17 protein-coding genes are annotated in these 13,492 nt (G+C 64.8%); 11 read left to right on the top strand and 6 right to left on the bottom strand.

Translation table 11 applies throughout. The annotated features are described in order from the left end of the window. Positions 1-109 precede the first annotated feature (109 nt). Together rpmG and RID11_RS03085 are read left to right on the top strand one after the other, a co-directional pair. Positions 110-277, top strand: a complete 168-nt coding sequence (gene rpmG / locus RID11_RS03090; protein WP_007799108.1) for a 50S ribosomal protein L33 — start codon at positions 110-112, stop codon at positions 275-277. Between the two features lie 105 nt (positions 278-382). Further along, positions 383-910, top strand: a complete 528-nt coding sequence (locus tag RID11_RS03085; protein WP_350135931.1) for a GNAT family N-acetyltransferase — start codon at positions 383-385, stop codon at positions 908-910. A 30-nt stretch (positions 911-940) separates the two neighbouring features. Here RID11_RS03085 and RID11_RS03080 read toward each other — a convergent pair whose 3' ends face one another. Both RID11_RS03080 and RID11_RS03075 read right to left on the bottom strand, forming a co-directional pair. After that, entirely contained in the window at positions 941-1,720 is a 780-nt protein-coding gene (locus RID11_RS03080; protein ID WP_350135929.1) for a Bax inhibitor-1/YccA family protein, read from the bottom strand. A gap of 141 nt (positions 1,721-1,861) precedes the next feature. Further along, positions 1,862-2,056: a DUF1127 domain-containing protein gene (locus RID11_RS03075; protein WP_350135927.1), complete on the bottom strand. Its 195-nt coding sequence runs from the start codon at positions 2,054-2,056 to the stop codon at positions 1,862-1,864. A gap of 123 nt (positions 2,057-2,179) precedes the next feature. Here RID11_RS03075 and RID11_RS03070 point away from each other — a divergent pair, with 123 nt between their 5' ends. Next, entirely contained in the window at positions 2,180-3,055 is an 876-nt protein-coding gene (locus tag RID11_RS03070) for a LysR family transcriptional regulator (RefSeq protein ID WP_350135925.1), read from the top strand. Here the strand turns inward: RID11_RS03070 and RID11_RS03065 are convergent. Beyond that, the gene (locus RID11_RS03065) at positions 3,036-4,004 is read right to left on the bottom strand and encodes an NADPH:quinone oxidoreductase family protein (RefSeq protein WP_350135923.1); all 969 of its coding nucleotides are present in this window, start codon (positions 4,002-4,004) and stop codon (positions 3,036-3,038) included. The two genes, RID11_RS03070 and RID11_RS03065, sit on opposite strands and share 20 nt — an antisense overlap. A gap of 320 nt (positions 4,005-4,324) precedes the next feature. On the opposite strand from RID11_RS03065, the gene RID11_RS03060 reads away from it, so the two are divergent. The 3 genes from RID11_RS03060 to RID11_RS03050 all read left to right on the top strand — a co-directional run bounded on the left by RID11_RS03060 (position 4,325) and on the right by RID11_RS03050 (position 6,962). Beyond that, positions 4,325-4,693 (top strand): helix-turn-helix domain-containing protein, encoded by a 369-nt coding sequence (locus tag RID11_RS03060; RefSeq protein WP_350135921.1) that lies wholly within the window; start codon positions 4,325-4,327, stop codon positions 4,691-4,693. 52 nt (positions 4,694-4,745) lie between these two features. After that, positions 4,746-5,537, top strand: coding sequence for an inositol monophosphatase family protein (locus RID11_RS03055; RefSeq protein ID WP_350135919.1), 792 nt, complete (start codon positions 4,746-4,748; stop codon positions 5,535-5,537). 84 nt (positions 5,538-5,621) lie between these two features. Further along, positions 5,622-6,962, top strand: a complete 1,341-nt coding sequence (locus RID11_RS03050) for an 8-oxoguanine deaminase (protein WP_350135917.1) — start codon at positions 5,622-5,624, stop codon at positions 6,960-6,962. Between the two features lie 2 nt (positions 6,963-6,964). On the opposite strand, the gene RID11_RS03045 is transcribed toward RID11_RS03050, so the two are convergent. Further along, positions 6,965-7,207: a hypothetical protein gene (locus RID11_RS03045; RefSeq protein ID WP_350135915.1), complete on the bottom strand. Its 243-nt coding sequence runs from the start codon at positions 7,205-7,207 to the stop codon at positions 6,965-6,967. A gap of 68 nt (positions 7,208-7,275) precedes the next feature. Then, complete coding sequence (guaD, locus tag RID11_RS03040) at positions 7,276-8,559, bottom strand: guanine deaminase (protein WP_350135913.1); 1,284 nt, start codon at positions 8,557-8,559, stop codon at positions 7,276-7,278. A gap of 134 nt (positions 8,560-8,693) precedes the next feature. On the opposite strand from guaD, the gene mgtE reads away from it, so the two are divergent. The 5 genes from mgtE to RID11_RS03015 all read left to right on the top strand — a co-directional run bounded on the left by mgtE (position 8,694) and on the right by RID11_RS03015 (position 12,923). Next, on the top strand, positions 8,694-10,079 hold the full coding sequence (mgtE, locus tag RID11_RS03035; protein WP_350135911.1) for a magnesium transporter: 1,386 nt from the start codon (positions 8,694-8,696) through the stop codon (positions 10,077-10,079). After that, entirely contained in the window at positions 10,076-10,633 is a 558-nt protein-coding gene (locus RID11_RS03030; RefSeq protein WP_350135909.1) for a 5-formyltetrahydrofolate cyclo-ligase, read from the top strand. Before mgtE ends, RID11_RS03030 begins: the two co-directional genes overlap by 4 nt. 15 nt (positions 10,634-10,648) lie before the next feature. After that, a complete protein-coding gene (locus RID11_RS03025) occupies positions 10,649-11,119 on the top strand; it encodes an OsmC family protein (protein ID WP_350135907.1) in 471 nt (156 codons plus the stop codon). Positions 11,120-11,197: 78 nt separating this feature from the next. Then, entirely contained in the window at positions 11,198-12,010 is an 813-nt protein-coding gene (locus RID11_RS03020; RefSeq protein ID WP_350135905.1) for a TIGR00282 family metallophosphoesterase, read from the top strand. Between the two features lies 1 nt (position 12,011). Then, positions 12,012-12,923, top strand: coding sequence for a DMT family transporter (locus RID11_RS03015; RefSeq protein ID WP_350135903.1), 912 nt, complete (start codon positions 12,012-12,014; stop codon positions 12,921-12,923). On the opposite strand, the gene bchJ is transcribed toward RID11_RS03015, so the two are convergent. Then, a complete protein-coding gene (gene bchJ / locus RID11_RS03010; RefSeq protein WP_350135901.1) occupies positions 12,912-13,487 on the bottom strand; it encodes a bacteriochlorophyll 4-vinyl reductase in 576 nt (191 codons plus the stop codon). The genes RID11_RS03015 and bchJ overlap by 12 nt on opposite strands. Positions 13,488-13,492: the final 5 nt, after the last annotated feature.

Below are 13,492 nucleotides of genomic sequence, written 5' to 3'. Positions count from 1 at the left end.
CCTGGCCCTGTGCCGACAATCGCGGTTGACTCGGGCGCGCGCGTCGGTAAAAGGCAGGCTTCATGAGATATTCACGGGCGCGTATTGCGCCTGGCGCAGGAGATAACCAATGGCGAAGCCGACGACCATCAAGATCCGTCTGAACTCGACCGCGGGCACGGGCCATTTCTACGTGACCAAGAAGAATGCGCGCACCATGACCGAAAAGATGACCGTACGTAAGTACGATCCCGTGGTGCGCAAGCATGTCGAGTACAAGGAAGGCAAGATCAAGTAAGATCGCCTCCCAGACAAGACAGACAAGGCCGCGCCTCCCGGACGCGGCCTTTTTCTTTTGGGGCGTTCGGGCGGGCGGCGAGATTTCACAGCAAAGCCCGGTCCGATGTCAGATTTCAGTATCCGCCCCGTCTATCCCGCCGATCACGCGGCCATTTCCGAGTTGCTGCGGCAAAGCTACGCCGTGCAACTCGGCCAATTCTATTCCGAGGGGCTCTTGCGCAAGGCGCTGCCCATTCTCACCCTGACCGTGCCGCAAATCCTGTTCGGCGGGCGCTACTATGTCGTCGAAGACCAGGAGCGCGCGCTTGCCGTCGCAGGCTGGAGCGATATCAGCCCCTTTGGCCGCACCTGCCCGGCGGGGCACGCGCATCTGCGCCACCTTGCCTGTGCGCCTGACAGGCTGCGTCAGGGGCTGGGGCGGGCGCTTGTGCGGCGGGTGGTGTCGGCGGCCGGGCAATCGGGCGTGACGCGGCTGCACAGCCTGTGCCCGCTCAACGCCGTTGCATTCTGTCAGGCGACCGGGTTCGAGACCATGGGCGAGGTGGTCATGGGGCTGACGCCGGAACTGGCATTTCCCGCCGTTCACATGCAAAGACAGGTTGCCGGATACGAAAAGGGCCGGTCGTTCTGACCGGCCCCGTCGCGTGAGTGATGCGGCTGTCTATTCCTGTTGCCCCATGAACATCAGCAGGAACTGGAACATGTTCAGGAAACTGATGTAGAGGTTCAGCGCGCCGTCATAGGCGGCCTTGTCCAGCCAGTCCTGATCGCCCTGTGCGGCATGCGCCACATAGGTGTTCTTGATCTCCTGCGTGTAGAACGCGGTGAGGCCCGCAAAGATCAGGACACCGATCACCGAGATCGCGAACATCATCGCGGGCGACTGCAGGAAGATGTTAATGACCATCGCCACCAGCAGGCCGATCACGCCCATGATGAGGAAGCTGCCCCAGCCCGAGATGTCCTTCTTGGTGGTGTAGCCCCAGAGCGACAGACCGGCGAAGGAGATTGCCGTCACGACAAACGTCTGCGCGATCGAGAAGCTGGTGAACACCAGGAAGATCGAGCTGAGCGAGATGCCGATCAGCGCCGCGAAGGCAAAGAAGCCAAGCTGCACGCCTGCTGCAGGTGCCCGGCGCAGCAATGCGCCCCAGCCGAGAAAGATGAAGGCCAGCGGTGCCAGCATGACCACCCAGCGAAGCGGCGACAGATAGAGCGCGGCGCCAAGATCGGTGAGCATCTTGCCGTTGCCCATCTGTGCGGCGGCGGCCGATGGATCGGTCGTTACGGAGAGCCCCGCGATTGCCCACGCTGCGAGCGCGGTGATGAGCATGCCCACGGACATCGTGCCGTAGACCTTGTTCATGTGCGCGCGCAGGCCCGCGTCAATCTGGGCGGTGCGTGTGCCCGTCGCCGTCCGGATCGTGTTGAACTCAGCCATATATACCTCCGATATGTGAATGGCGGCCCCGTTATTGGGGCTTTGCCATTAATATCGGAGAGCGGTGCCCCGTTTTCAAGTTTTTCCGACAGTTTTTGACATGTTTCGCCCGGCACCGGGGCAGTGCCGGGCATTTTCGGGTCAGGGAAGGTCCCAGAATGGCCGCGTCGCCTCGCGCAGGGCCTCGCGACGGGTGATTCCGAGATCGGCAAGCGCGGTCTCGTCCAGGCGCAACAATGCACTCCGCTGACGATAGACATCGAGCATCAGACCAAGCGTGATACGCTGCGGCCGGGAGGCGCGCTGCAGGGCGGGGGCGTCGATGTGGAACGTCATGGCGTTTCCTTTCCTTCTGGTGATGATTTGATGGCTATTCATTTTTCATGTTGATCTTTTGCCCCATTTGCTTCAATTTTGGAAATGAATGTTTGTCAGTGATTACATCACGGAGATTGATGAATGAGAAATCTGGATATCACCACACTTCGCGCCCTTGTGGCGGTGACCGACCACGGCGGCGTGACGCGGGCGGCGGCGATGCTCAACCTCACGCAATCCGCCGTATCGATGCAGATCAAGCGGCTGGAGGAGATGTTGGGTCTCGCGCTCTTTGATCGCGGCAACCGGCGGGTGTCGCTCACCGCCTCGGGCGAGCAGCTGGTGCGCTATGCGCGCCGCATCCTTGCGCTGAATGACGAGGCGGTCGGCCGACTGACAGAAGATCTCTACGAGGGCGAACTGCGTCTCGGCGTGCCGCATGACATCGTCTATCCGGTGGTGCCGCGCGTGCTCAAGCAGTTCAACGCCGCCTATCCGCGCGTCAATGTGCATCTGCGCTCCTCGAGCACGGTCAAGCTGCGCGAGGAATTCACGCGCGGCGAGGTGGATCTGATCCTGACCACCGAAGAGGGTGTCGACGACGGCGGCGAGACGCTGACCGAAATGGCCCTGCGCTGGACCGGGGCACCGGGCGGCACATCGTGGAAACGCCGCCCGTTGCGGCTCGCCTTCTGCACCAACTGCATTTTCCGTCCCATCGTCCTGCGCAAGCTGGAGCAGGCAGGCATCGACTGGGAAATGGCCGTGCTCTCCGAGGATGATCGCGCGGTCGAGGCCCTCGTCAGTGCCGATCTCGCCGTCGGCGCCCTGCTCGAGGACAGCATCCCCCCGCATCAGGAGGCGATCGAGCCGGGCACCGCGCTCCCCGATCTCGGTGTGCAGAAGATCAACCTCTATGCCCGCGCGGGCGGCGATCCGTTGATCGACCCGCTGTCGGACATGTTGCGGCAGGGCTTCTTCGCGCAGCCTGCGCCGGTCAGCCTGCGGATGGCGTGACAACGACCTTCCCGGTCGAGCGGCGGCTGCGCAGCAATTCCAGCGCCTCTCCGACGCGGTCGAGCGGCAGCACGTGGCTGACATGCGGCTTGATGCGGCCCTGCTCATACCATGTGAACAGGGTGCGCAGGCTCTCGGTCACAACCTCGGGGCGGAACTTCAGATAGCCGCCCCAATAGAACCCGATCACGCTCAGGTTCTTGACCAGCAGGTGATTGGCCGGGATCTGTGGCACCTCGCCGCTGGCAAATCCGATGCTTAGAATCCGGCCCTCGGGATTGCAGGCGCGCATCGCCGCCCTGAACTGATCGCCGCCCACCGGATCATAGACCACATCGACACCGCCCAACGCCTTGCACACGGAACGGATATCCTCGGTGCTGGCGTCGATGAGGTGATCCGCCCCCGCCTTTCGCGCCACCTCCAGCTTGTCGGCCCCGCGCGCGCAGGCGATCACACGCGCCCCCATCAGCTTGCCGATCTCCACCGCCGTCAGGCCGACGCCGCCCGCTGCCCCCAGAACCAGAAGCGTCTCGCCCGGTTGCAGCCGGGCGCTGTGCTCCAACGCCACATGGCTTGTGCCATAGGCGATCTGGAAGGCCGCTGCGTCGGTGAACCCCATGGACTCGGGCAAGACAACGGCCCGTTCGGCTGGAAAACAGCCCTGTTCGGCCAATCCGCCCCGTCCCCCAAAGACGGCGACCCGGGCACCGACCGGTGGCCCTGACGTGTCCGGGCCAAGCGCCTCGACCACGCCCGCCACCTCCATGCCAAGGGTGAAAGGCGGCTCAGGCGTGTCCTGATACTCGCCCTTGATCATCAGCAGATCGGCAAAGTTGAGCCCGCAGGCGGCAATCGACAGGGACAGTTCGCCCACGCCCGGCGCGGGCGCTTCGATGTCGTGAATGGATGGGGCGGTGCCCGGGGCGGGGATATGGTAGGCGCGCATGGAAACCCTGCAGCTAAGATTGACCGGATGCTAGCGTGGTCAGGGACCGGACTTCAATTCGATTCGGCCCGTGGCGACTGCCATGCGGCGAGTTCACCGATCGGTAGGCCCTGCATAGCCTATCCGAAGGAGTAGTCGCCCGCTTAGATTGAGTGTCTTAAGTATATGGCACGTTATCGGCTAGCGATATTTCTTGTGTTTCAAGGCCAAGTTGCTAGTTTGCTGCATGCGCTGCTGGGATGCGTGGCGTGTGGTTGAGGACGGTAAGGTCGCCTTTGAGGCCCTAAATACAGTTAACAGTTAAGTGAGAGGAATATAGAATGGCGCACCCGGTAGATGTGCATGTAGGGAAACGCATTCGTCATCGTCGATGGCTTGTCGGGATGACACAACAACAATTGGCCGAAGCGGTCGGAATCAAATTTCAGCAGATTCAGAAATATGAAACCGGGGCAAACCGCGTCAGCGCGTCGCGGCTTTGGGATATCGCCGAAGCGCTGGATGTTGACATCAGCTTCTTCTTTGAAGGTCTTGGGAAAGAAGAGGAAATTGCAAAGCCGGGCAACCTACCGGTGGATATCATCGGTGACAAGGAAGCCTTGGATCTGGTGCGCTCCTACTATGCGATTCCGGAAAATCAACGCCGGCGTCTGTTCGACCTGGCACGCGTGCTGAGCGAGGTGGCTTGAGCCACCGCGCCCCGCGCGCTAAGCCTTCCCGCAAGTTTGATCGAGGGTGGGCATGACTAGTAAAGACCTCAGGCAAACCGCCCACGCGGTCGCTGATGCGGCGCGCGCGGCGGTTTTGCCGTATTTCCGCAGCGCTGGGCTGACGGCGGATAACAAGCTGTCTGACGGTGCGTTCGACCCCGTGACCGAAGGCGACCGTGCCACGGAGCGTGCGATGCGTGACGTGTTGGCACACATGCGGCCCGAGGATGCTATCCTGGGCGAGGAATATGGCGCGCAGGAGGGGACGAGCGGGCTGACATGGGTGCTCGACCCGATTGACGGAACGCGGGCCTTTCTGTCCGGAGCGCCGACATGGGGCGTGCTGATTGCGATCGCGGATGAAAACGGCCCCATTTATGGTATCATTGATCAGCCCTATATCGGTGAGCGCTTTGAGGGCGGCTTGGGACATGCAGCGCTAAGCGGGCCGCAGGGGTACCGAGATTTGCGCGTGATCGGTGATCGGCCCTTGTCCGAGTCCATCCTGTTCACGACCTTTCCCGAGGTTGGAGCCGAGGCCGAGGGTGCCGCCTTTGCCGAGGTGGCACGTCAGGTGAAGCTCACCCGATATGGCCTTGATTGTTATGCCTATTCCCTCGTCGCCGCTGGTCAGATCGACCTGGTGATCGAGGCGGGGCTGGCCGCCTACGATATTCAGGCCCCGATCGCGGTGATCGAGGCGGCGGGCGGGATTGTGACCGATTGGCAGGGTGGCCCCGTACATGCGGGCGGGCGCGCCGTGGCGGCCGGTGGGCAAGAGCAACATGCGGCGGCGCTTGAAGTGCTGTCACGGATCGTCTAACGACTGCCTGCGCGGTTCTGGCCCCTTTCCGCCGTGCATTTGCTTCCAGAGGGGGTAAGGAAGCACGCGTAAAGGGACGGTCTCATGAAAGAATACCTGATTCAGGACGCTGATCATCTGTTGACCATGGATGACGCACGCCAGGAGATGCAGGGCGCGGATATCCTGATGCGCGATGGCGTGATCGTGCAGGTCGGGCATGGGCTGGAAACGTCGGGCGAGGTGATCCGGGCCACCGGATGCGTGGTCACGCCCGGGCTTGTGAACACACACCATCATTTATTTCAGACACTTACCCGGGCCGTGCCGGGCGGACAGGATGCGCTCTTGTTCGGCTGGCTCCAGACGCTCTACCCGATCTGGGCGCGGTTCGGACCCGAGGAAATGCACGTCTCGACGATGGTCGGGTTGGCCGAGCTTGCACTTTCAGGGTGCTCCCTAAGTTCCGATCATCTCTACCTTTTTCCGAATGGCGCGCGGCTTGACGATACCATCGCGGCGGCGGTCGAAGTGGGGCTGCGGTTTCATCCCACGCGCGGCGCGATGAGCATCGGTGAGAGCGCCGGGGGCTTGCCACCGGATGCGCTGGTAGAAGATGAGAAATACATCATAAGTGATTGTATTCGCGTCATAGATCGCTTTCACGACCCAAGGGAGGGGTCGATGTGTCGGGTGGGTGTCGCTCCTTGCTCGCCGTTCTCGGTCAGCCGTGATTTGATGCGCGAATCTGCCAATCTTGCCCGCAATCAAGGGGTTATGATGCATACCCACCTGGCCGAGAATGCCGAAGACGTCGCCTATTCGCTGGAAAGGTTCGGCTGTCGACCCGGGCAATATGCCGAGGATCTGGGCTGGACCGGCCCGGATGTCTGGCATGCGCATTGCGTTAAACTGGACGGGCAAGAGATTGATTTGTTTTCAAGAACAATGACCGGCGTTGCGCATTGCCCGTGTTCCAACTGCCGCCTGGGTTCGGGGATCGCGCCGGTGCGCGAGATGCGGGACCGTGGTGTTCGGGTCGGGCTGGGCGTCGATGGCTCGGCCAGCAATGATTCGGGCAACCTGATGGGCGAGGCGCGGCAGGCGATGCTGTTGCAGCGGGTGTCACGCGGGGCGGACGCGATGAGCGCACGCGAGGCGCTGGAGATCGCGACGCGCGGCGGTGCGCAGGTTCTGGGGCGCGAGGATTGCGGCCAGATTTCCCCGGGAAAACGCGCAGATATCGCGATATGGGATGTCAGCGGCATCGAGAGTGCAGGCAGTTGGGATCCCGCCGCGCTGGTGCTGGCGGGGCCGCAGAAAGTGCGCGACCTCTTCGTCGAGGGCCGTCAGGTGGTACGCGACGGGCATCTGACCACGCTCGATATGCCACAGGTCATCGCGCAGCAGAATCGGCTGGCGTGGCGTCTGGCAGAGCGGGTGTAGCCTCAGCCGAAGATGCGCGGTTTCAGTTTCAGGATCGTCTCGCCCATCTCGGCGCTGATCCGGTGCGCGGCGGCCAGCGCCTCCTGATGCGCACCATAGCCGGTGGCGACGGCGGCCTCGATGGTGGCGCTCTGAACGAGGCTGGCGACGAGGTCTGGATGCTCGCGCGCATAGCCCTCGCCGAACTGGGCGTCGATGGCCTGAACCGCGTCGGCAAGATGGCGGGCGGGGGTGCTGTCGGTCATTGCAGGCTCCTGTCACTGTCCGGAGCAAGAGATAGGGCGGTGCTCCCGTTTGTCTGCCCGCGAACCGCTCAGAGCGCGCACCCGGCGACCCAGACCTGCGAAATCGCGCGGTCGTCGCCCATCATGATCGTCGGAAAGAGCGCCTCCCATATATCCTCCGCACGCCCCGCGCGCTGCGCGATGGCGGGGGTCGAACCGAGATCGAGCGCCACCAGGTCGGCCTCCATCCCCGGGGCGATATTTCCGATAAGTTGGCCCATATGCAGCGCCTGCGCCGACCCGGCGGTGCCAAGCCACAATAGCTGCGCCGGGTGCAGGGCCGTGCCGGTCAGCTGGCCGATTTCATAGGCCGCCGCCATGGTGCGCAGCATCGAAAAGGACGATCCCCCGCCGGTATCGGTGGCAAGACCCACACGCTGACCCTCGGCCACACGGGCGGCCATGTCGAACAGCCCCGATCCGATGAAGGTGTTCGAGGTGGGGCAATGGATCAGCGCCGCGCCCACCTCGCGCAGCCGATCCCGTTCGCGCGGGGTGAGGTGGATGGCATGGCCGTAGAGCCCGCGCGCGCGCAACAGCCCGTGCATCTCATAGGTGTGGAGATAATCGCGCGCCTGCGGGTAAAGGGATTGCACCCACTCGATCTCGTCGGTCTGCTCGCTCAGATGGGTCTGCATCAGGCAGTCGGGGTGCTCTGCCCAAAGGCTGCCCAGGGCCTCGAGTTGCTCAGGCGAGGATGTGGGCGAAAAGCGCGGGGTGATGGCGTAGGACAGGCGGTCCACCCCGTGCCAGCGCTCCAGCAGAGCGCGCGACTCGTCATGGGCCGATTGCGCCGTGTCGCACAGGCCGTCGGGCGCGTTGCGATCCATGCAGGTCTTGCCCGCCACCGCGCGCAGCCCGCGCGCCTGCGCCGCCTCGAAAAACGCCGTCACGCTGGCGGGGTGGATGGTGCAATAGCTGACGGTGGTGGTGGTGCCATGCGCCAGCGTCAGGTCGAGATAGCGCCCGGCGATCTCGGCGGCATAGGCGGGATCGGCAAAGCGCATCTCTTCGGGAAAGGTATAGGTATTCAGCCAGTCGATCAGGCGCTTGCCCCAGCTGGCGATCATTGCGGTCTGGGGGTAATGGACATGCGCATCGACAAAGCCCGCGGTGATCACATGCGCGCCCATGTCGCGATGCCGGGCCTGCGGATAGGCGGCGCGCAACTCGGCCGCAGGGCCGATGGCGGCGATATGACCCCCCTTGATCACCAGCGCCTCGTGCAGGCGGGCGGCGTTCGCCGGGTCGCCATCGAAGGGCGCGCGGTCAAAGGCCAGGATCTGGCCGGTGAGAAGGGTCTGGTCGGTCATGGTGCCTGTCTGGCCAAGGGCTGTGCAGCGCCACGATACGCGCGGCAGAAGCCGGGGTAAATCATCCCAATGTCATTGTTTTTCGCGCAGCGCTTGAGTACTCCTGCGCCAAGGCGGCGTGACGGGAGGGCGAGATGGCAGAGCAGGATCAGGAGACGGAGCACGAACGCGACGAGGACGGCTATCCGCTGAGCAAGCAGGTCGTCTCGCGCATCATGTATGCCGTTGATACCGATGACCGCGAGATGCTCTGGGCCGAGATGGAGCCGCTGCACCCCGCCGACATCGCCGACCTTCTGGAGCAGAGCAACGCCTATGACCGGCGGCGGCTGATCACGCTCTATGGCGGCGAATTCGACGGCGACATCCTGTCGGAACTCGACGAGTCGATTCGCGAAGAGGTGATCGGCCTCTTGCATCCCGAGGTTCTCGCCGAGGCGGTGCGCGAGCTTGATTCCGATGACGTGGTCGATCTGGTCGAGGACCTTGAGGATAAGCAGCAGGACGCGATCCTCGAATATCTCGAGGACAGTGACCGTCTGGCGGTGCAGCAATCACTGACCTATCCGGAATATTCCGCAGGCCGCTTGATGCAGCGCGAAGTGGTGATGGCGCCCGAGCATTGGAGCGTGGGCGACGTGATCGACTTCATGCGCAATGCAGAGGACCTGCCGGAGCAGTTCTATCACATCATTCTGGTCGATCCGCGCCTGCATCCGGTGGGCAACGTGACGCTGGGGCGGATCATGGCGGCGCGGCGCGACGTGGCGCTCAAGGACATGGTGGAAGAGACGTTTCACGTGATCTCCGTCACCCAGTACGAGGGCGACGTGGCCTATGCCTTCAACCAGTATCACCTGATTTCCGCGCCGGTCGTGGATGAAGAGGGGCGGCTTGTGGGCGTCATCACCATCGACGACGCGATGATCGTGCTCGATGAAGAACACGAAGAGGACATCATGCGCCTTGCCGGTGTCGGTGAGGGCGGGCTCAACGACAGCGTGATCGCCACCTCGAAACAAAGGGTGCCGTGGCTGGCAGTGAACCTCGCGACGGCGATTCTCGCCTCGCTGGTGATCGCGCAGTTCGAGGCGGCCATCGCGCAACTGGTGGCGCTGGCGGTGCTGATGCCGATCGTGGCCTCGATGGGGGGCAATGCCGCGACGCAGTCGCTGACCGTGGCGGTGCGGGCGCTCGCGACCAAGGATTTGACCGGCTCGAACGTCTGGCGCGTGCTGATGCGCGAGGTGCTGGTGGGGCTGATCAACGGTGTGATCTTCGCCGTCACGATGGGCATCGTGGGGGTGGTGTGGTTCGGCGGGCCCGAGCTTGGCTACGTGATCGCCGCCGCAATGGTCATCAATCTGGTCGTTGCGGGGTTTGCCGGGGCGGGCATTCCCGTGGTCATGGATCGGCTGGGGGTAGACCCGGCGCTGGGCTCGGGCACGTTCGTGACAACGGTGACGGATGTGGTCGGCTTCTTCGCCTTCCTGGGGCTGGCGGCGATGTTCCTGTTATGAGCGATTTGGCAGAGATCAAGCAGGCGGCGCGCAAGGCCGCCTTCGCCCGGCGGGCGGCGGCGCACCGGGCCGATACCGGGGCGGGCGCGGGCCTGCTCTCGGGCGTTCTGGCGGGCTATCGCGGCGTGCCCCTTGCGGGCTACATGCCGATCCGCTCCGAGATCGACCCCCTGCCGGCCATGGCCGAGGCGGCCGCGCATGGCCCTGTTGCCGTGCCGGTCATCGCGGGCGCGGACCTGCCGCTCGATTTCTCGCTGTGGGAGCCGGGCTGCGCGCTGCGCGAGGGGCCGTTCGGTGCGATGGTGCCCGAGGTCGACCGGTTCATCGAACCGGAAATCCTGATCGTGCCGCTGGTGGCGTTTGACCGCGCGGGCGGGCGGCTGGGCTATGGCGGCGGGTTCTATGACCGCACGCTGGAGCGGTTGCGCAGCCGCCGCCCGACCCTGGCGATCGGGTTCGCCTATGCCGCGCAGGAGGCCGAGGGCCTGCCGCTGGAGCCGACCGATCAGCCGCTCGACATGGTGGTGACAGAGGCCGAGGTGATCTCGTTCTGAGCAGGAGTGGGGCCGATGGCCGAACATGATTATACCGCCCGTGTCATCTGGACCGGCAATCGGGGCGAGGGGACGCGGCACTACAAGGGCTATGCCCGGACGTGGAACGTCGAGACACCGGGCAAGCCGGTGATTCACTGCTCGAACGATCCGCTCCTGGGCGGCGATCCGACGCTGCACAATCCCGAGGACATGCTGATCGCCGCGCTGTCGGCCTGTCACATGCTGTGGTTCCTGCATCTGGCGAGCGACGCGGGTATCGTGGTAACGGGCTACGAGGATGATCCGCTGGCGGTGGGTGAGACCGATGCTAAAGGTGCCAGCCGCTTCCTGCGCGCCACCCTGCGGCCCCGGATCACCGTGGCCCCGGGCAGCGATCTCAAACAGGCCGATGCGCTGCATGCGCGGGTGCATGACTATTGCTTTATCGCGCGCTCGGTGAACTTCCCGGTCGACTACAAGGCGCGGTATCGCATCGGGACTTGAGTATTTAGGGCAAGATGAAGCGCAGGGCGGCCTTGCATCCGCTTGCCCTTTGGCCCGCCTGCCCCTAACAGGGGTGCCATGAAAATACTGTTTCTCGGTGATGTGATGGGGCGCGCGGGGCGCGCGGCGGTGGCGGACAAACTGCCCGGCCTGCGCGCGGCGTGGAAACTCGATTTCGTGGTGGTCAATGGCGAGAACGCCTCGGGCGGGATGGGCCTCACCGGCGCGCATGCCAAGGGTCTGTTCGAGGCCGGGGCCGATTGCGTGACGCTGGGCGATCATGCCTTCGATCAAAAGGACATGTTGCAGGCGATCGAGCGCGACACCCGCATCCTCCGCCCGCTGAACTATTCCAAGGTAGCGCCGGGGCGCGGGCACCGTGTCTTCACCGACGGGCGCGGGCGCAAGATCCTCGTGACGCAGGTGCTGGGCAACGTCTTCATGCGCCGCGCTTTTGATGATCCGTTCTCGGCCATCGACGCCACGCTGCGCACCCATCCCCTGGGCGGCGCGGTGCAGGCGGCGCTGGTTGATGTGCATTGCGAGGCGACCAGTGAAAAGATGGCGATGGGGCATTTCTGCGATGGCCGCGCCAGCCTCGTGGTGGGCACCCACACCCATATTCCCACCGCCGACACCCAGATATTGCCCGGCGGCACCGGGTTTCAGGGCGATGCGGGCATGTGCGGCGATTACAATTCGGTCATCGGCATGGACAAGACCGAGCCGATGCGCCGCTTCGTGACCGGCATGGGCCGCGAACGCTTCACCCCCGCGATGGGGGCGGTCACGCTCTCGGGCGTCTATGTCGAGACCGACGACGCCACCGGCCGCGCCACGCGGATCGAGATGGTGCGGCAGGGCGGGCGGCTTCCGCAATCGGCCCCCTGAGATGGCGGACCGGCTGCGCCTGACGGCCATTCTGGTGGCGATGGGCGCGGGCTGGGGCCTGTCGGTGCCGCTGGGCAAGCTGGCGGTCAGCACCGGGCATCAGCCCTTCGGCCTGATCTTCTGGGAGAAGGTAATCGTGGTGACGGTCCTGGGCGCGGTGTGCCTCGCGCGGGGCCGGTGGCCGGTCTTCGGGCGCGCCACGCTGGGGCGTTACCTGATGGTCGCGGCGCTGGGCACGATCCTGCCGGGCTGGGCCTACTACTACTCCGCCCAGCACCTGCCGGCGGGGGTGCTGGCGATCCTGCTCTCGACGGTGCCGATGATGGCCTTTCCGGTGGCCCTTGCCCTGGGCAACGACACCTTTCGCCTGATCCGGCTCGGCGGGCTGGTTTGCGGCATGGCGGGCATCGTGCTGCTGATCGGGCCCGAGGCGAGCCTGCCGGACCCGGCGATGGCCGCCATCATCCCAGTCGCCCTCATAGCCCCGTTCTGCTATGCCTGCGAGGGCAACGCGATCGCGCGCTGGGGCACGGCAGGGCTCGACCCGATCCAACTCATTACCGGTGCCTCGCTGGTCGGGCTCGTGGTGATGCTGCCGGTGGCGGTGCTGTCGGGGCAGTGGATCGACCCGCGCCCGCCCTGGGGCGTGGCCGAGGGGGCGCTGGTGCTCTCTGCGCTGGCGCACGCGGTGGTCTATTCGGGCTATGTCTGGATGGTGGGGCGCGCGGGATCGGTGTTTGCCGCGCAGGTCTCGTATCTGGTGACCGGGTTCGGCGTGCTGTGGTCCGTCGCGCTGCTGGCCGAGGTCTATTCGGGCTATGTCTGGGCAGCCCTTGGCCTGATGATCCTCGGCCTTGCGCTGGTGCAGCCGCGCCCGCGCCTGCCGCCCGTCACCACCCCGTCAGCGCCATGAGACCGTGAACCGGCAGGCCGGGGCCCCGGTGGCGCAGCAGGCGGTTTCGATCACCTGCGACCGGCGATGGACAAGCCGCGCGAACAGCCGCTCAAAGCAAGCCGCGTGCCAGTGGCAGACCGGCGTGGCGCTCTCGCCCACCTGCGGAATCGGGTTGCTCTCAAGGGAGAACGTCACCGGGTCGCGGCCCGTCGCCGTCAACTGACCGCTGCCGCAAAATGTCCAGCCATGCGCGAGGATCGCACGCGTGAGAAGCGGCGCGGCGAGGGATGCTGGTAGCGCACGCAACAGGGTTTGCGCGGCGCGGGGGATGCGGTTGGCAAGGATGTAGTCGCCGGTGGCGGCACCTGCGGACCTCGCGATCCGGTCCGCAACGTCGGGATGGTCCCGGCGCAAGGCACGGTGCAGCGCGGCGACCGGGCGCTCGTCGATCATCGCCTCCGCACCGGGCAACGGATCAAAGCCGACAGGCGCAAAGAGCGCGTGGCGCGCCGCCTCGCCCACCATCCGATCCATCACCGGGGCGAGTTGCAGCACTGCGTTGGGGCCAATGCGCGCGGGCATGTGCC

The sequence above is a fragment of the Roseovarius sp. genome (genome assembly GCF_040219995.1).
Taxonomy (GTDB): domain Bacteria; phylum Pseudomonadota; class Alphaproteobacteria; order Rhodobacterales; family Rhodobacteraceae; genus Roseovarius.
The sequence above is the reverse complement of the archived record's forward strand: the minus strand, read 5'-3'. Positions and strand labels throughout refer to the sequence as shown.